The 14,702-nt window shown below is 70.8% G+C and carries 11 protein-coding genes; 1 reads left to right on the forward strand and 10 read right to left on the reverse strand.

Annotation, left to right across the window (positions count from 1 at the left end; all coding sequences use genetic code 11):
• Positions 1–2: 2 nt before the first annotated feature.
• From ABB33_RS10700 to ABB33_RS10725, 6 genes are all read right to left on the reverse strand, one after another.
• Complete coding sequence (locus tag ABB33_RS10700) at positions 3–1,370, reverse strand: NAD-dependent succinate-semialdehyde dehydrogenase (RefSeq protein WP_056932096.1); 1,368 nt, start codon at positions 1,368–1,370, stop codon at positions 3–5.
• A 101-nt stretch (positions 1,371–1,471) separates the two neighbouring features.
• Positions 1,472–2,317 (reverse strand): ABC transporter permease subunit, encoded by an 846-nt coding sequence (locus ABB33_RS10705; protein ID WP_054664574.1) that lies wholly within the window; start codon positions 2,315–2,317, stop codon positions 1,472–1,474.
• A complete protein-coding gene (locus ABB33_RS10710; RefSeq protein ID WP_056932097.1) occupies positions 2,314–3,240 on the reverse strand; it encodes an ABC transporter permease subunit in 927 nt (308 codons plus the stop codon). The genes ABB33_RS10705 and ABB33_RS10710 overlap by 4 nt, the downstream gene beginning before the upstream one ends.
• Complete coding sequence (locus ABB33_RS10715; RefSeq protein WP_056932098.1) at positions 3,237–4,379, reverse strand: ABC transporter ATP-binding protein; 1,143 nt, start codon at positions 4,377–4,379, stop codon at positions 3,237–3,239. The genes ABB33_RS10710 and ABB33_RS10715 overlap by 4 nt, the downstream gene beginning before the upstream one ends.
• A gap of 260 nt (positions 4,380–4,639) precedes the next feature.
• Entirely contained in the window at positions 4,640–5,767 is a 1,128-nt protein-coding gene (locus tag ABB33_RS10720) for a polyamine ABC transporter substrate-binding protein (protein ID WP_056932099.1), read from the reverse strand.
• Between the two features lie 139 nt (positions 5,768–5,906).
• Entirely contained in the window at positions 5,907–7,298 is a 1,392-nt protein-coding gene (locus tag ABB33_RS10725; RefSeq protein ID WP_054664559.1) for a glutamine synthetase family protein, read from the reverse strand.
• A gap of 166 nt (positions 7,299–7,464) precedes the next feature.
• On the opposite strand from ABB33_RS10725, the gene ABB33_RS10730 reads away from it, so the two are divergent.
• On the forward strand, positions 7,465–8,766 hold the full coding sequence (locus tag ABB33_RS10730) for an NAD(P)/FAD-dependent oxidoreductase (RefSeq protein WP_152985046.1): 1,302 nt from the start codon (positions 7,465–7,467) through the stop codon (positions 8,764–8,766).
• Between the two features lie 46 nt (positions 8,767–8,812).
• Here the strand turns inward: ABB33_RS10730 and ABB33_RS10735 are convergent, their stop codons facing one another.
• From ABB33_RS10735 to ABB33_RS10750, 4 genes are read right to left on the reverse strand one after another with little or no spacing between them, the layout of a single operon-like run.
• Complete coding sequence (locus ABB33_RS10735; protein WP_056932100.1) at positions 8,813–10,069, reverse strand: TolC family protein; 1,257 nt, start codon at positions 10,067–10,069, stop codon at positions 8,813–8,815.
• Complete coding sequence (locus ABB33_RS10740; protein WP_056932101.1) at positions 10,066–10,368, reverse strand: DUF3240 family protein; 303 nt, start codon at positions 10,366–10,368, stop codon at positions 10,066–10,068. Before ABB33_RS10740 ends, ABB33_RS10735 begins: the two co-directional genes overlap by 4 nt.
• Positions 10,368–13,427 carry an efflux RND transporter permease subunit gene (locus ABB33_RS10745; protein WP_056932102.1) on the reverse strand — a complete coding sequence of 1,020 codons (3,060 nt, stop codon included), beginning with the start codon at positions 13,425–13,427 and terminating at the stop codon, positions 10,368–10,370. Before ABB33_RS10745 ends, ABB33_RS10740 begins: the two co-directional genes overlap by 1 nt.
• A 4-nt stretch (positions 13,428–13,431) precedes the next feature.
• Complete coding sequence (locus tag ABB33_RS10750) at positions 13,432–14,514, reverse strand: efflux RND transporter periplasmic adaptor subunit (protein ID WP_054664546.1); 1,083 nt, start codon at positions 14,512–14,514, stop codon at positions 13,432–13,434.
• Positions 14,515–14,702: the final 188 nt, after the last annotated feature.

Raw genomic sequence — 14,702 nt, forward strand, 5'->3', positions numbered from 1 at the left:
GCTCAGGCCACGTAGACGGTCTTGATGTTGGTGAATTCACGGATGCCGTGCTCGGCCAGTTCGCGGCCGAAGCCCGAGCGCTTGGTGCCGCCGAACGGCAGCCGCGCATCGCTCTTGACCACGGAATTGACGAACGCCGCGCCGCACTGCAGCTGCGCGGCGACCCGCTCGCCGCGCGCGGCGTCGCCGGTCCACACGCTGCCGCCGAGCCCGAACGGGGTGTCGTTGGCCACCCGCACCGCCTCGGCCTCGTCCTTCACCCGCACGATCGCCGCCACCGGGCCGAACAGTTCCTCCTCGTAGGCCGGCATGCCCGGCGCGACGTGGTCGAGGATCGACGCCGGGTAGCCCGCATGCGTACCGGCCAGCGGCTCGCAGCCCAGCAACGCCCTGGCGCCCTGGTCGATGCTCTGGCGCACCTGCCGGTGCAGGCCGTCGCGCAGGTCGGCGCGCGCCAGCGGCGCCAGCGTGGTGGACGGGTCCTGCGGATCGCCGTACACCCGCGCCTTGGCCGCCGCGACGAAGCGCTGCACGAAGGCGTCGGCAATGGCGTCGACCAGCACGAAGCGCTTGGCCGCGATGCAGGTCTGCCCGGCGTTGTCGAAGCGCGATTTCACCGCCGCGGCCACCGTCGCGTCCAGGTCGGCGTCGTCCAGCACCACGAAGGCGTCGCTGCCGCCCAGCTCCATCACGCACTTCTTCAGCTGGTCGCCGGCGTTGGCGGCGATGGCGCGGCCGGCGCGCTCGCTGCCGGTCAGGGTGACCGCCTTGACCCGGCGGTCGCGCAGCACCCCGGCCGCCTGTTCGTTGTCGATGTGCAGCACCGCGAACACCCCGGCCGGCATGCCGGCATCGGCCAGCACCGCGGCGATCAGGTCGGCGCAGCCGGGCACGTTGCTGGCGTGCTTGAGCAGCGCCACGTTGCCGGCCATCAGCGACGGCGCGAGGAAACGGAACACCTGCCATACCGGGAAATTCCACGGCATCACCGCCAGCACGCAGCCGATCGGCTGGTAGACCACGTAGCTGCGCTGCGCCTCGGTCGGGATCGGCTGCGGGCTGAGGTAACCGGCGGCATGGTCGGCGTAGTACTCGCAGGCCGCCGCGCTCTTCTCGATCTCGGCCAGCGCCTCGCCGCGCAGCTTGCCCATCTCCCGGGTCATCGTGCGCTGGATCTCGTCGCGGCGCGTGCGCAGCGCCGCGGCCACCTGGCGCAGCAGCACGCCGCGCTGCTCCAGCGGCAGGCCCGACCACGCCGGGAACGCCGCCTGCGCGGCGGCCAGCCGCTGCTCGACGGCGACGGCGCTCATCAGCTCGACCGTGCGCAGGTCACGGCCGTCGAAGGGGTTGAGGGTCGGGTAGGAAGCCATGGCGCTGCACCTGCATGAAACGGATGCGTCCATGGTAGCGCCGCCGGCGTTGCGCCCGCGTCAGCAGGCCAGGCGCCGGCCGCGCCCGGCCTGCGGCCGGATCAACCGTTGTCCTGCAGCGCCAGCTGCATGTCGCGCTGGCGCCGCCTGTCGGCGCGGGCGGAGATCCACCAGCCGAGGACCGCCACGGTCGATACCGCCAGCACCAGCAGCGTGGCCAGCGCGTTGATCTTGGGACTCACGCCCATGCGCACCGAGGCGAAGATCTTCATCGGCAGCGTGGTCGAGCTGGGCCCGGCCACGAAGCTGGCGATCACCACGTCGTCCAGCGACAGGGTGAAGGCCAGCAGCCAGCCGGACAGCAGCGCCGGGGCGATGATCGGCAGGGTGATCAGGAAGAACACCTTGAGCCGGTTGGCGCCCAGGTCCATGGCCGCTTCTTCCAGCGAGCGGTCCAGCTCCTGCAGGCGCGAGGACACCACCACGGTCACGAACGACAGGGTGAAGGTGACGTGCGCGATCCAGATCGCCACCACGCCCTTGGACGGCAGCCCGAACAGGCCGCCCATCGACACCAGCATCAGCAGGATCGACAGGCCGATGATCACCTCCGGCATCACCAGCGGCGCGGTCACCAGCGCGCCGAACACGGTCTTGCCGGGGAAGCGCCGGAAGCGGGTCATCGCCATCGCCGCCATGGTGCCGAGCACCATCGACGCGCTCGCGGTCCAGAACGCGACCTTGACGCTGACCCAGGCCGCGTCCAGCAGCTGCCGGTCGCGGAACAGCTCGCCGTACCACTGCGTGGAAAAGCCCGCCCACACCGTCGCCAGCCGCGAGGCATTGAACGAATACAGCATCAAGAGCAGGATCGGCAGGTACAGGAAGGCGTAGCCGAGCAGCAGCACGCCCCAGCCCAGCCAGCGTTGGCCGCGGACCATGCTCATGCCAGCTTCCCTTCCAGCGCGCGCTGCTGGGACCGGTTGAAGATGATGATCGGAACCAGCAGCAGGACCAGCATCACGATCGCCACCGCCGAGGCCAGCGGCCAGTCGCGGTTGTTGAAGAACTCGCCCCACAGTACGCGGCCGATCATCAGCGTGTCCGGCCCGCCCAGCATTTCCGGGATGACGAACTCGCCCACCGCCGGGATCATCACCAGCATGCAGCCGGCGACGATGCCGCTGCGCGACAGCGGCAGGGTGATGCGCACGAACGCCTGCCACGGCCTGGCGCCGAGGTCGTAGGCCGCCTCCAGCAGGCGATGGTCGAGCTTGACCAGGTTGGCGTACAGCGGCAGCACCATGAACGGCAGGTAGCAGTAGACAATGCCGATATAGGCCGCCAGCGGCGTGTACAGGATCTGCAGCGGCGCGTCGATCAGGCCCATCCCCAGCAGCGTGCGGTTGACCAGGCCGTTGCTGTCGAGGATGCCGATCCAGGCGTAGACGCGGATCAGGAACGAGGTCCACGACGGCAGCACCACCAGCATCATCGCGATGTTGCGCGCCGACGGCGACATGCGCGAGATCACGTAGGCCATCGGGTAGCCGATCAGCAGGGTGAGCACCGTGGCGATCACCGCGATCCTGATCGAGCTGAGGTAGGCGACCACGTACTGGCTGTCGGCGAACAGCTGGGTGTAATTGCCCAGGTTGAGGTTGACGGTGAAGGCGTTGTCCACGTACGCCACGATGGACGTGTACGGCGGCATCGCCACCGCCATCTTCGCGAACGAGATCTTCAGCACGATCAGGAACGGGATCGCGAAGAACAGCAGCAGCCACAGGTAGGGCACGCCGATCACGCCGGCGCGGGTGCCCGGCAGCCAGCGTCGCCAACCGCCAGGGTTCGGCTCGCGCGCGCTCATGAGGTCAGCACCACGCCGTCGTTGTCGTCCCAGCTCACCCAGACCTCGTCGTTCCAGGTGATGCCGTCGCTGTCCCAGCGCTTCATGTTGGCGAAGTTGGACAGGATCTTGGCGCCGCTGGGCAGGCGCACGTGGTAGACCGAGTGGCTGCCGAAGTAGGCGATGTCCTCGACCACCCCGAACGCCTTGTTGGTGTCGCCGGCAGGCTCGTCCTTGGCGATGTGCACCTTTTCCGGGCGCAGCGCGAATGCCACCGGCTGCCCTTCATAGCCGGTGATGCCGTGGCCGACGTAGATCGGTGCCGGGAAGTCGGCGGTGCGCACGGTGACGTACTCGGGCAGGTCCTCGTCGATCACGCCCTCGAACAGGTTCACCGAGCCGATGAAGCCGGCGACGAAGCGGTTGGCCGGCTGCTCGTAGATGTCGTCCGGCTTGCCGATCTGCTGGATCCAGCCCTGGTCCATCACCGCGATGCGGGTGGCCATGGTCATGGCCTCTTCCTGGTCGTGGGTGACCATCACGCAGGTCACGCCGAGCTGTTCGATGATGTTGACCAGTTCCAGCTGCATCTTCGAGCGCAGCTTCTTGTCCAGCGCGCCCATCGGCTCGTCCAGCAACAGCAGCTTGGGGCTCTTGGCCAGCGAGCGCGCCAGCGCCACGCGCTGCTGCTGGCCGCCGGAGAGCTGGTGCGGCTTGCGCTTGCCCAGCTTCTGCAACTGCACCAGTTCCAGCATCTCGCCGACGCGGCGGGCGATGGCGTCGCGGGCCATGCCGTCCTGCTTCAGGCCGAAGGCGATGTTCTGCTCCACGGTCATGTGCGGGAACAGCGCGTAGGACTGGAACATCATGTTGATCGGCCGCTCGTAGGGCGGCAGCGCATTGATTTCCTGGCCGTCGAGCAGGATCCGGCCGCGGGTCGGGGTCTCGAAGCCGGCCAGGCAGCGCAGCAGCGTGGACTTGCCGCTGCCCGAGCCGCCCAGCAGCGCGAAGATCTCGCCCTTGCGCACGTCCAGGTTGACGTCGTCGACGGCGACGAAGCCATCGAACTCCTTGCGCAGGTCGCGGATGGACAGGTAGCCGGGCTCGCTGTTCAGGGCGATGGCGTCGGGCCGGATGTCGGGCTTGGCATCAACGGGCATGAAGGGTTCCGGGAACGGGCGGGACGGACGGGCGCGCGTAGTGTAGTGCCGGCGTTTTGCCGGGGACACCACGCTTTTTCACGAAAGAACGTCCTGTTCGACGGCCCCCTGGGCTGGAAGCGCGCGGCAGCCGTGCCCGGCGCGGGCGAAGCCCCCCTGGAGTCCAAGGGGGCCGGCCAGAGGCACGGGCGACGCGCGGAAAGGGGGCCATGGCCCCGGGGTTGCCCTGCGGCTCCCGGGGAACCGTGCGAACGCGTGGTTCAGCGCCCGGTCTTGATCTCGGTCCAGAGCCGGGTATAGAGCTTGTCCACTTCCGGCGGGTTGATCGCGTAGGTGAACATCTTCGCCGCCACGTCCTGCGGCGGATAGATGGTGCGGTCCTCGCGGATCGCCGCGTCCACCAGCGGCGTGGCCGACTTCACCGGGTTGGCGTAGTGGGTGACGTTGGTGTTGTTGGCGGCCACCTGCGGCTCGAGCAGGTAGTTGATGAACGCATAGGCGTTCTCCGGGTGCTTGGCATCCTTCGGGATGGCCAGCATGTCGAACCACTGCGGCGCGCCTTCCTTCGGGATCGAATAGGCCACTTCCACGCCGTTGCCGGCCTCCTCGGCGCGGTCGCGGGCCTGGATGATGTCGCCCGACCAGCCCACCACCAGGCAGGTGCTGCCATTGGCCAGCGAACCGACGTACTGGCTGGAGTGAAAGTTCTGCACGTACGGGCGGATGCTCTTGAGCAGGTCCGCGGCCTTCTGGATGGTGGCCGGATCGGTGCTGTGCGGGTCCTGGCCCAGGTAGTGCAGCGCGATCGGAATCATGTCCGCCGGGGTGTCGAGGATGGTGACCCCGCAGTCCTTCATCCTGGCGATGTTCTCCGGCTTGAACACCAGGTCCCAGCTGCCGGCGATGTCGGTGCTGCCGCCGAAGCGCTCCTTGAGCTTGGCCACGTTGTAGCCGATGCCGGTGGTGCCCATCATGTACGGCACGCCGTATTTGTTCTCCGGGTCCTGGCCGGCGATGCGCGCCATCACCTCCGGGTCGAGGTTGGCCAGGTTCGGGATCTTGCTCTTGTCCAGCGGCAGGAACACCCCGGCCTGGATCTGGCGGCCGAAGAAGTTCAGCGTCGGCACCACGATGTCGTAGCCGCTGTCGCCGGTCAGCAGCTTGGTCTCGACCATCTCGTCGCTGTCGAACACATCGTAGGCGACCTTGATGCCGGTCGCCTTCTCGAAGTTCGGGATGGTGTCCTCGGCGATGTAATCCGAGTAGTTGTAGACGTTGAGGACCTTGGCCTCGCCACCGGCGTCGGCGGTCTGGGCGCCCTGCTCCTTGCCACCACAGGCGGCAAGCAGGGACAGGGCGACGCCAGCGGTCAGGATGCGCAGATTCATGGGTTCTCCAGTGTGATCCGGGAGGGGGCCGGCTGCACCGGCGGGACGGGCCATTGTCCCACGAAGCACCGGGCGGAGCGACGCCGCCCGTGCCGCCTTCACGCGGCCGCGGCGGCCGGAACGCGCGCCTGGCGGGCGTTCACACGTTGAGCAGCAGGAACTCGCGCTCCCAGGAACTGATGACCCGGAAAAAGGTCTCGTACTCCTTGCGCTTGACCGAGACATAGGCCCGGCAGAAGCGGCGACCGAGCAGTTCCTGCAGCGGCTCGCAGCCTTCCAGCCCGTCCAGCGCCTCGCCCAGCGAGCGCGGCAGCGCGTAACCGGGCGCCTTGGCGTTGCCGGCCACCGGCGCGGTCGGGGTGAGTTTCTCGCGGATGCCGAGCAGGCCGCAGGCCAGGGTCGCGGCCATCGCCAGGTAGGGGTTGGCGTCGGAGCCGGCGAAACGGCTTTCCACGCGGCTGTTCTCCAGGCTGTCGATCGGCACGCGCAGGCCGCAGGTGCGGTTGTCGAAGCCCCACTCCACGTTGCTCGGCGACACCTCGCCGAACACCAGCCGGCGGTAGGAATTCACGTTCGGGGCGAAGAACGCCATCGCCATAGGCACGTACTTCTGCAACCCGCCCAGGTACTGCATGAACAGCGCGCTGTACTCGCCCTCGCCGTCGCCTGCGAACACGTTGGCGCCGTCGCGGATGCGCAGCAGGCTCTGGTGGATGTGCATCGCGCTGCCCGGCTCGTTCTCCATCGGCTTGGCCAGGAAGGTGGCGTACACCCCGTGGCGCAGCGCCGCCTCGCGCATGGTGCGCTTGAACAGGAACACCTGGTCGGCCAGCGCCATGGCATCGGCGTGGGTGAAGTTCACCTCCAGCTGCGCCGCGCCGGATTCGTGGATCAGCGTGTCCACGTCCAGCTGCATCGCATCGCAGTAGTCGTACATCAGGTCGAGGATCGGGTCGAACTCGTTGACCGCGTCGATCGAATACGACTGGCGCGCGGTCTCCGGGCGCCCGGAACGGCCGGCCGGCGGCAGCAGCGGGAAGTCCGGGTCGGTGTTCTTCTGCACCAGGAAGAACTCCACCTCCGGCGCGACGATCGGCTTCAGCCCCAGTTCCTCGTAGGCGGCCAGCACCCGCCGCAGCACGTTGCGCGGCGCCAGTTCGTGCGGCTGCCCATTGCGGGTGTAGCAGTCATGGATGACCTGCGCGGTCGGGTCGGTCGCCCACGGCACCATGCGCACCGTGTCCGGGTCCGGGCGCAGCACCATGTCCGAATCGGCCGGCGCCACCAGTTCGTAGTAGTCATCGGGCGAGTCGCCGGTGACGGTGGTGGCGAAGATGCCCTCGGGCAGGCGCGTGCCGTAGTCGTGCGAGAACTTGTCCGCCGGGATGATCTTGCCGCGCGCGTTGCCGGTGATGTCCGGCACCAGGCACTCGACCTCGGTGATGTTGCGCTGCTTGAGCCAGCGCAGCAGGGTGCTGTCTTCCTGCACGACGGCGGGCTTGCGGGGGCGGGAACGGGGACGGGAGCTCATGACGGTTCGGCTTCGGTGGCATGACAGGCGCCCGCCACCGGTCTGTATGCCCTGCCCCGGTGGACAGGCCTGCTGGCACGCTACTGCCGCGCCGGCGTTTAGGCAACCGCATGCCGCCGTGCCCAGCGCTGCCGGGACACGTAGACTGCACTGCCCGCCCGCTTCGATGCGCCTGATGCCCGACGCCGCCGCCCGGCCCGACTATCCGCCCAGCTGGTATGCGGCCAGCCTGCCGCCGCTGGCGCCGCGCGCGCCGCTGCGCGGCCACGCGCGCGCCGACGTGGCGGTACTGGGCGCGGGCTATACCGGACTGACCGCCGCCCTGGCCCTGGCCGAAAAGGGCTACCGGGTGACCGTACTGGAGGCCGAACGGGTCGGCTGGGGCGCCTCCGGCCGCAATGGCGGGCAGGCACTGGTCGGCTATGGCTGCGACCTGCATACGCTGGAATCGCTGCTCGGCCATGACGATGCGCGGCTGCTGTTCGAATTCTCGCGCGAGGGCGTGCGCCGGCTCAGGCAACGCATCGCGCGGCACGGCATCGACTGCGACTGGCGCGATGGCCATGCCAGCGTGCCGATCCGCAGCCGCCAGGAGCGGGCGCTGCGCGCGGACATGGAAACCCTGGCGCGGCGCTACGACTACCCGCTGCAGTGGTGGGACCGCGCGCAGTTGCGCCAGGTACTGGCCAGCGACCGCTACCGCGGCGCGCTGTACGACCCGGGCAGCGGCCACCTGCACCCGTTGGCGTATGCGCAGGGGCTGGCGCGCGCGGCCGAGGCGGCCGGCGCCACCGTGCACGAGCATTCGCCGGTGCAGCGCCTGGAGCGTGGCGCGCGCCCGCTGCTGCATACCGCGCAGGGCAAGGTCGAGGCCGACTTCGTGGTGCTGGCCGGCAATGCCTGGCTGCAGGGCATCGCGCCGGAACTGGAAACCCGGATGATGCCGGTCGGCACCTATATCGGCGCGACCGCACCGCTCGGCGCCGAACGCGCGCGCGCACTGATCGGCAACGACATGGCCGTGGCCGACGTGAACTGGGCGCTGGACTATTTCCGCCTCAGCCGCGACCACCGGCTGCTGTTCGGTGGCCAGGCCAGCTATTCGGCGCTGCCGCCGCCGGGCCTGCGCGGGGCGATGACCCGGCGCATGCGCGCGGTGTTCCCGCAGCTGGCCGACGTGGAACTGGAATACGTCTGGGGCGGCTACATCGACATCACCCGCAACCGCGCCCCGCACTGGGGCCGGCTCACCCCCAACATCTACTTCGCGCAGGGCTTCTCCGGCCACGGCGTGGCCAGCACCGGCCTGGCCGGCGATGTCATCGCCGAGGCCATCGCCGGGCAGGCGCAGCGGCTGGACGTGTTCGAACGGATCGCGCACCACCGCTTTCCCGGCGGCACCGCGCTGCGCCGCCCGCTGCTGGTGGCGGCGATGTCCTGGTACAAGCTGCGCGACCTGCTGTGGTGAGCGGCCGGCCGCGCGGCCGGGCCGTGTCCGCTGCCCGGCGCCGCGCTCAGGCGTCGTTGTCCCCGGCGTCGTGCCACAGCTCGTGCGCGTCGACGCGGATGAGCAGGGCCGCCTCCAGCGCATTGGCACGGGCGTCGGATTCGGCCAGCGCGCTTTCCTGCTCTTGGCGCTGCGCGGCGATCAGCTCGGCGATCCCGGCCTCGCCCAGCGCATAGGCGCGACGGACCTTGGCGGTGCTGGCACGCACCGCCTCCAGCGCCTGGCGGCTGTCGCGCCACAACCGCCAGGCAGCATCGGCGTGGCGCACGGTCTGTTCGGCCTCGCGCTGGATCATGCGCCGCATGCTCTCGGCCATGGCACTGCCGGCCTCGGCACTGGCGCGTTGCGCGTCGGCAGTGGCCGAACGCGCCGCGCCGCCGAACGGAATGCTGACCACCACCCCGAGCGAGCGTTCCTCGCCACCGCGCTCGTCCAGCCAGCGCAGGCCCACACTGGGATCCGGCCGGCGCTCGGCGCGGGCGCGCAGGGCCGCACGGTCCAGCCGCTCGGCCTCGCGCTCGGCGGCGCCGATCTCGTGGCTGCGGCTGACGATATGGTCGATGTGCAGTTGCGCACCCGCATCATCGGCGACCGGTTCCGGCAGCGCCGGCGCGCGCCCGGGCAACGGGATCGAGGGAAACGTGGTGCGCAGGGCGATGCGCGCGGCCTCGCAGCGTGCCGCCGCCGCGGTCGCCTGTGCATGGGCCTGCGACAACGCGGCCTGCGCGCTGTCGAGGTCGCGCCGGGCGGCATCGCCGGCGGTGACGCGGCGGGCGATGGCGTCGCGGTCGCGCTGCACCAGCTCCAGCTGCGCCTGTGCCTGGGCCACCCCGCCTTCGGCCCGCAGCCACTCCATCCACTGCGCCAGCAGCAGGCGCGCGGCCTGGTGCTCGGCATCAGCCAGCTGCAGGCCGGCGACCTCGCGGCCCAGCCGCCCGAGCTCGCGATCCAGCCGCGCCTTGCCCGGCAGCCGCACGCCACGGGTGAGCTGCGCTTCGTACTCGCGGTAGTCCAGGCCGCCGTGCACGCGCCGCTGCTGCGACATCAGGCTCAGGGTCGGCTCGTGCGCACCGGCCGCCAGCCCGCGCGCCTCGGCCTCGGCACGGCGGGCGCCGGCCGCGGCGGCCTGCACCTGCGGATGCGCGGCGATGGCCTGCAGGACCAGCGTCTCCGGCGGCAGGTAGCCGGCATCGGTGGCGGCCGGTGCCACGCCGGGCAGGGCCAGGCACGCGGCCAGCGCCAGGGTCGAGCGCAGGCGTCTCATGCCAGCCTCCCGAAGCGTTCGACGATCTCGCTCCACCAGCGGATGTCGGCGCCGGGCAGGCGCTGGCGCAGTCCGTCCAGCACGTCGTCCACGCGCTCGGCCGGCAGCACCAGCCAGGCCATGTCGCGGGCGACGCGGCCGCGCACACGCTCGCGGCTGCTGGCCTTGTCGAAGCTGCTGCCATGGCCTTCGCCATGCAGCGTGGTGAAACCGGGCAGGTCGGGCATGTCGAGCAGCGCGGCGATCACCGCGTCCTCCAGTATGGGAGAGAAAACCAGGTTCAGGCGACGCAGTTCCATCAACGGGCTCCGAAGCGGCGGAACAGGACCGGCAGCAGCAACAGCGTCAGTGCGGTCGAACTGACCAGCCCGCCGATCACCACGATCGCCAGCGGGCGCTGGATCTCCGAGCCGGGGCCGCTGGCGAACAGCAGCGGCACCAGCCCCAGGCCGGTGATGCTGGCGGTCATCAGCACCGGGCGCAGGCGCCGCCGCGCGCCTTCGCGCACCACCGTCGCCATGGCCATGCCGGTGGCGGACAACTGGTTGAAATGCTCGACCAGCACCAGGCCGTTGAGCACCGCGATGCCGAGCAGGGCGATGAAGCCGATCGAGGCCGGCACCGACAGGTATTGCCCGGTCAGCCACAGCGCGAGCACGCCACCGACCATCGCGAACGGCACGTTGCCCAGTACCAGCAGCGCCTGCCGCATCGAACCGAAGGTGGAGAACAGGACCAGGAAGATCAGGCCGATGGCCACCGGCACGACCATGCCCAGGCGCGCGGCGGCACGCTGCTGGTTCTCGAACTGGCCGCCCCAGACGATGCGGTAGCCTTCGGGCAACGGCACCTCGCCGGCGACCCGGGTACGCGCCTCCTCGACGAAGCCGACCAGGTCGCGGCCGTCGACATTGGCCTGCACCAGGGCGAAGCGCGAGCCGTTCTCGCGGCGCACCGCCACCGGGCCGGTGCTGCGCTCGATCTGCGCCAGCGCCGACAGCGGCACCTCGCCGGCGCCATCGCCGCGCGCCAGCAGCAGCCGCTCGAAGCGCGCCGGGTCCTGCTGCACGCCGGCATCCCCGCGCACCAGCACCGGGATGCGCCGGTCCGGTGCGATCACGGTGCCAGCCGGCAGGCCCTCGATCTGCGCGCGCAGTTCGTCCTGCACGTCGGCCACGGCCAGGCCGGCGCGGCCGGCGGCCTGGGCATCGATCTGCAGGCGCAGGTATTCCACGCCCTCGGCGGTCTGCGCCAGCACGTCCTGCGCGCCGGCCACGTCCTGCAGCACCTGCGCGATGCGCGTGCCGAGCTGGTTGACGGTGGCCAGCTCCGGCCCGAACACCTTGACCGCGACGTCGCCACGGCTGCCGGTGAGCATCTCGCTGACCCGCATCTCGATCGGCTGGGTGAAGCCATAGCCGACGCCCGGGAAATCCTCCAGCACGGTGCGGATCTGGTCGGCCAGCCATTCCTTGTCCGGCTTGCGCCACTGCGCCTTGGGCTTGAGCTCCAGGAACACGTCGCTCTCGTTCAGGCCCATCGGGTCCAGGCCGAGTTCGTCCGACCCCACCCGCGCGATCACGTGCAGGATCTCCGGCACCCGCGCCTTAAGTGCCCGTTCCACCGCCAGGTCCTGTTCGACGCTGCTTTCGATGCCGATCGACGGCAGCTTGGCCAGCTGCACCAGCAGGTCGCCCTCGTCCATCGTCGGCAGGAATGTCTTGCCGACGCCGAACCACGCCGCCACGCCCAGCAGCAGCGCCGCGCCGGCACCGATCGCCACGCGGCGCGGCCGCGCCAGCGCGCCGTCGAGCAGCGGCATGTACAGGGCATCGAGCTTGCGCATCAGCCACGGCTCGCTGTGGGCGCGTTCGCGCAGCAGCAGCGAGGCCAGCACCGGGATCACCGTCAGCGACAGCAGCAGCGAGCCGGCCAGTGCGAACACGATGGTCAGCGCCACCGGGCCGAACAGCTTGCCCTCCAGCCCTTCCAGCGTCAGCAGCGGCAGGAACACCAGACAGATGATGAGGATGCCCGATGCCACCGGCGCGGCCACTTCGCGCACCGCGGCGAACACCCGGTGCAGGCGCGGCAGGCCCGCGCCGGACGCATCGGGGTCGAGCCGGCTGACGGTGTTCTCCACCACCACCACCGCCGCATCGACCAGCATGCCGATGGCGATCGCCAGCCCGCCCAGGCTCATCAGGTTCGCGCTCATGCCGAACGCGCGCATCATCAGGAACGTGAGCAGTGCCGCGAACGGCAAGGTCAGCGCCACCACCAGCGCCGCGCGCAGCTCGCCCAGGAACAGCAGCAGCAGCACCACCACCAGCACGGTGGCCTCGAGCAGAGCCTTGGTGACGGTACCGACGGCGCGGTCGATCAGCGCGCTGCGGTCATAGAACGGCTCCACCCGCACCCCGGCCGGCAGTTGCGGCGCCAGTTCGGCCAGGCGCGCGCGCACCGCGCTGACCACCGCGCCGGCATCGGCGCCGCGCAGGCCGACCACGATGCCCTGCACCGCCTCGCCCTGGCCGTCGCGGGTGACCGCGCCATAGCGGGTCATCCCGGCCATGCGCACCTGGGCCACGTCGCCGACCCGCAGGGTGATGCCGTCCTGCACCTTCAATACGATCCGGCGCAGATCCTCCAGCCCGCGCACCGCGCCCTCGGCGCGGACCACCAGCGCTTCCTCGCCGTCGCCGAGGCGGCCGGAGCCGTCGTTGCGGTTGTTGCGCTCCAGCGCGTCGGCCAGGTCGCGGAAATGCAGGCCGGCGGCCGACAGCGCGGCGCGGTCGGGCACGACCACGTAGCTGCTCACCTCGCCGCCGAGCGCGTTCACGTCGGCCACGCCGGGGATGGTGCGCAGCGCCGGGCGGATCACCCAGTCCAGCAGCGCGCGGCGCTCGGCAAGCTCCAGGTCGCCGCCCTCGATGGTGAACATGAAAAGATCGGACAGCGGCGTGGCGATCGGTGCCAGCCCGCCGCCGACGCCGTCCGGCAGCACGACGTTGCCGAAGCGCTCGGCAACCTGCTGCCGCGCCCAGTAGATGTCGGTGCCTTCGGCGAAGTCCAGGGTGATGTCGGCGATGGCGTACTTGGCGGTGGAGCGCAGCATCGTGCCGTTGGGCAGGCCGAGCAGCTCCAGCTCCAGCGGCGCGACGACGCGGCTCTCCACTTCCTCCGGGGTCATCCCCGGCGCCTTCAGGATCAGCTTGACCTGGGTCGGCGCGATGTCCGGGTAGGCATCCACCGGCAGTTTCAGGAACGCCAGCGCGCCGGCCAGCGCCAGCCCCGCGGCGGCCACCAGCACCAGCACCCGCTGGGTCAGGGAGAATTCGACCAGGCGTCCGAGCATCGGCTTACTCCCCGGCCGCCAGCAGCGCCTTCAATGCGCTGGTACCGGCCACCGCCACCGCCGTACCGGCCGCGAGCGGCCCGCGCACCACCACCTGGGTCGCCGATTCGCCCAGCACCTCGACGGTCACCACCCGGTAGCCGCCAGCCGTGGCGGCGAACACCACGCTGTCGCGCCCAACCCGTGCCAACGCGCCGCGCGGCAGCGCCAGCGCTCCCTGCGGTGCCGGCAGTTCCAGCGTCACCGCCACCGGCTGGCCCGGCACGAGCACGCTGCTGGCCTCGAAGCGTGCGCGCACCGGCACGGTCTGGCTGGCGCCATCGACCGCGCTGCCCACGGCGGTGATCCGGCCACGCGCGTCGGTACCGTCGATGCGCGCCACCTGCCCGGCCGCCAGGCGCATGCGTGCTGCCGCCGGCGCGCGGATGGCCACGTCCAGCTGCGAGGTATCGGCCACCACGAACGCGGCGGCCATCGCCTCCAGCGCCTGCCCCGGCGCCACCTTGCGCTCGAGCACGCGCCCGGCCAGCGGTGCGCGCAGCTCGTATTCGCCCGGCAGCCCACCCCTGGCCGCCGGCGCCAGCGCCAGTGCCCGCGCGAACTGCGCCTGGGTGGCCCCGGTCTGCTCCTGCAACGCGCGGCTGCTCTCGGCACGCGCGGCCGGCACGATGCCCTCGGCCAGCAGGTCGGCATCGCGCCGCGCCTGCCGCGCCGCCAGGCGTGCTTCGCTGGCCGCGCGCCCGGCATCGGCCTCGAGCATCATCCGTTCGCGGCTTTGCACCCGCGCCAGCGGCGCACCGGCGGCGACCTGGCTGCCCTCGACCGCCAGCACCCGGGTCACCGTACCGGCGTACGGCGCGGTCACCACCGCGCTGCGTTCCAGCGCCGGTTCCACCGTCGCCGGCAGGTGTTCGAGCGGAATGCCGGTGGCTGCGACCGCCGCCGCGTTGCGCACGCCCAGTGCGCGCGCCTGCTCGGCCGGCATGCGGATCGCCGCAGGTGCGGCGGCAGCCACCGCGGTGCAACTGGCCAGCAGCAGCGCCAGGCCGAACGGCAGCGCCGGAAGGAAACGGGTACGGCAGGACATCGAACAACCTCGACGTGGGGTGCGGGGGTCCCGGGAGTCTGCGTGGCGCGGCTTTGGAAACGCTTAAGGCGCTCGAGTGCGAAGCAGTTGCGTTTGCGTCTCCACAACGGCGGCGATGGGGCCCGGTACGCACCGCGATACCGGCCAAGACGCTGCCTGCGGCGATGCCCGGTGCCCGCAGCCGGCAA

The sequence above is a fragment of the Stenotrophomonas acidaminiphila genome (assembly GCF_001431595.1).
GTDB lineage: Bacteria > Pseudomonadota > Gammaproteobacteria > Xanthomonadales > Xanthomonadaceae > Stenotrophomonas > Stenotrophomonas acidaminiphila.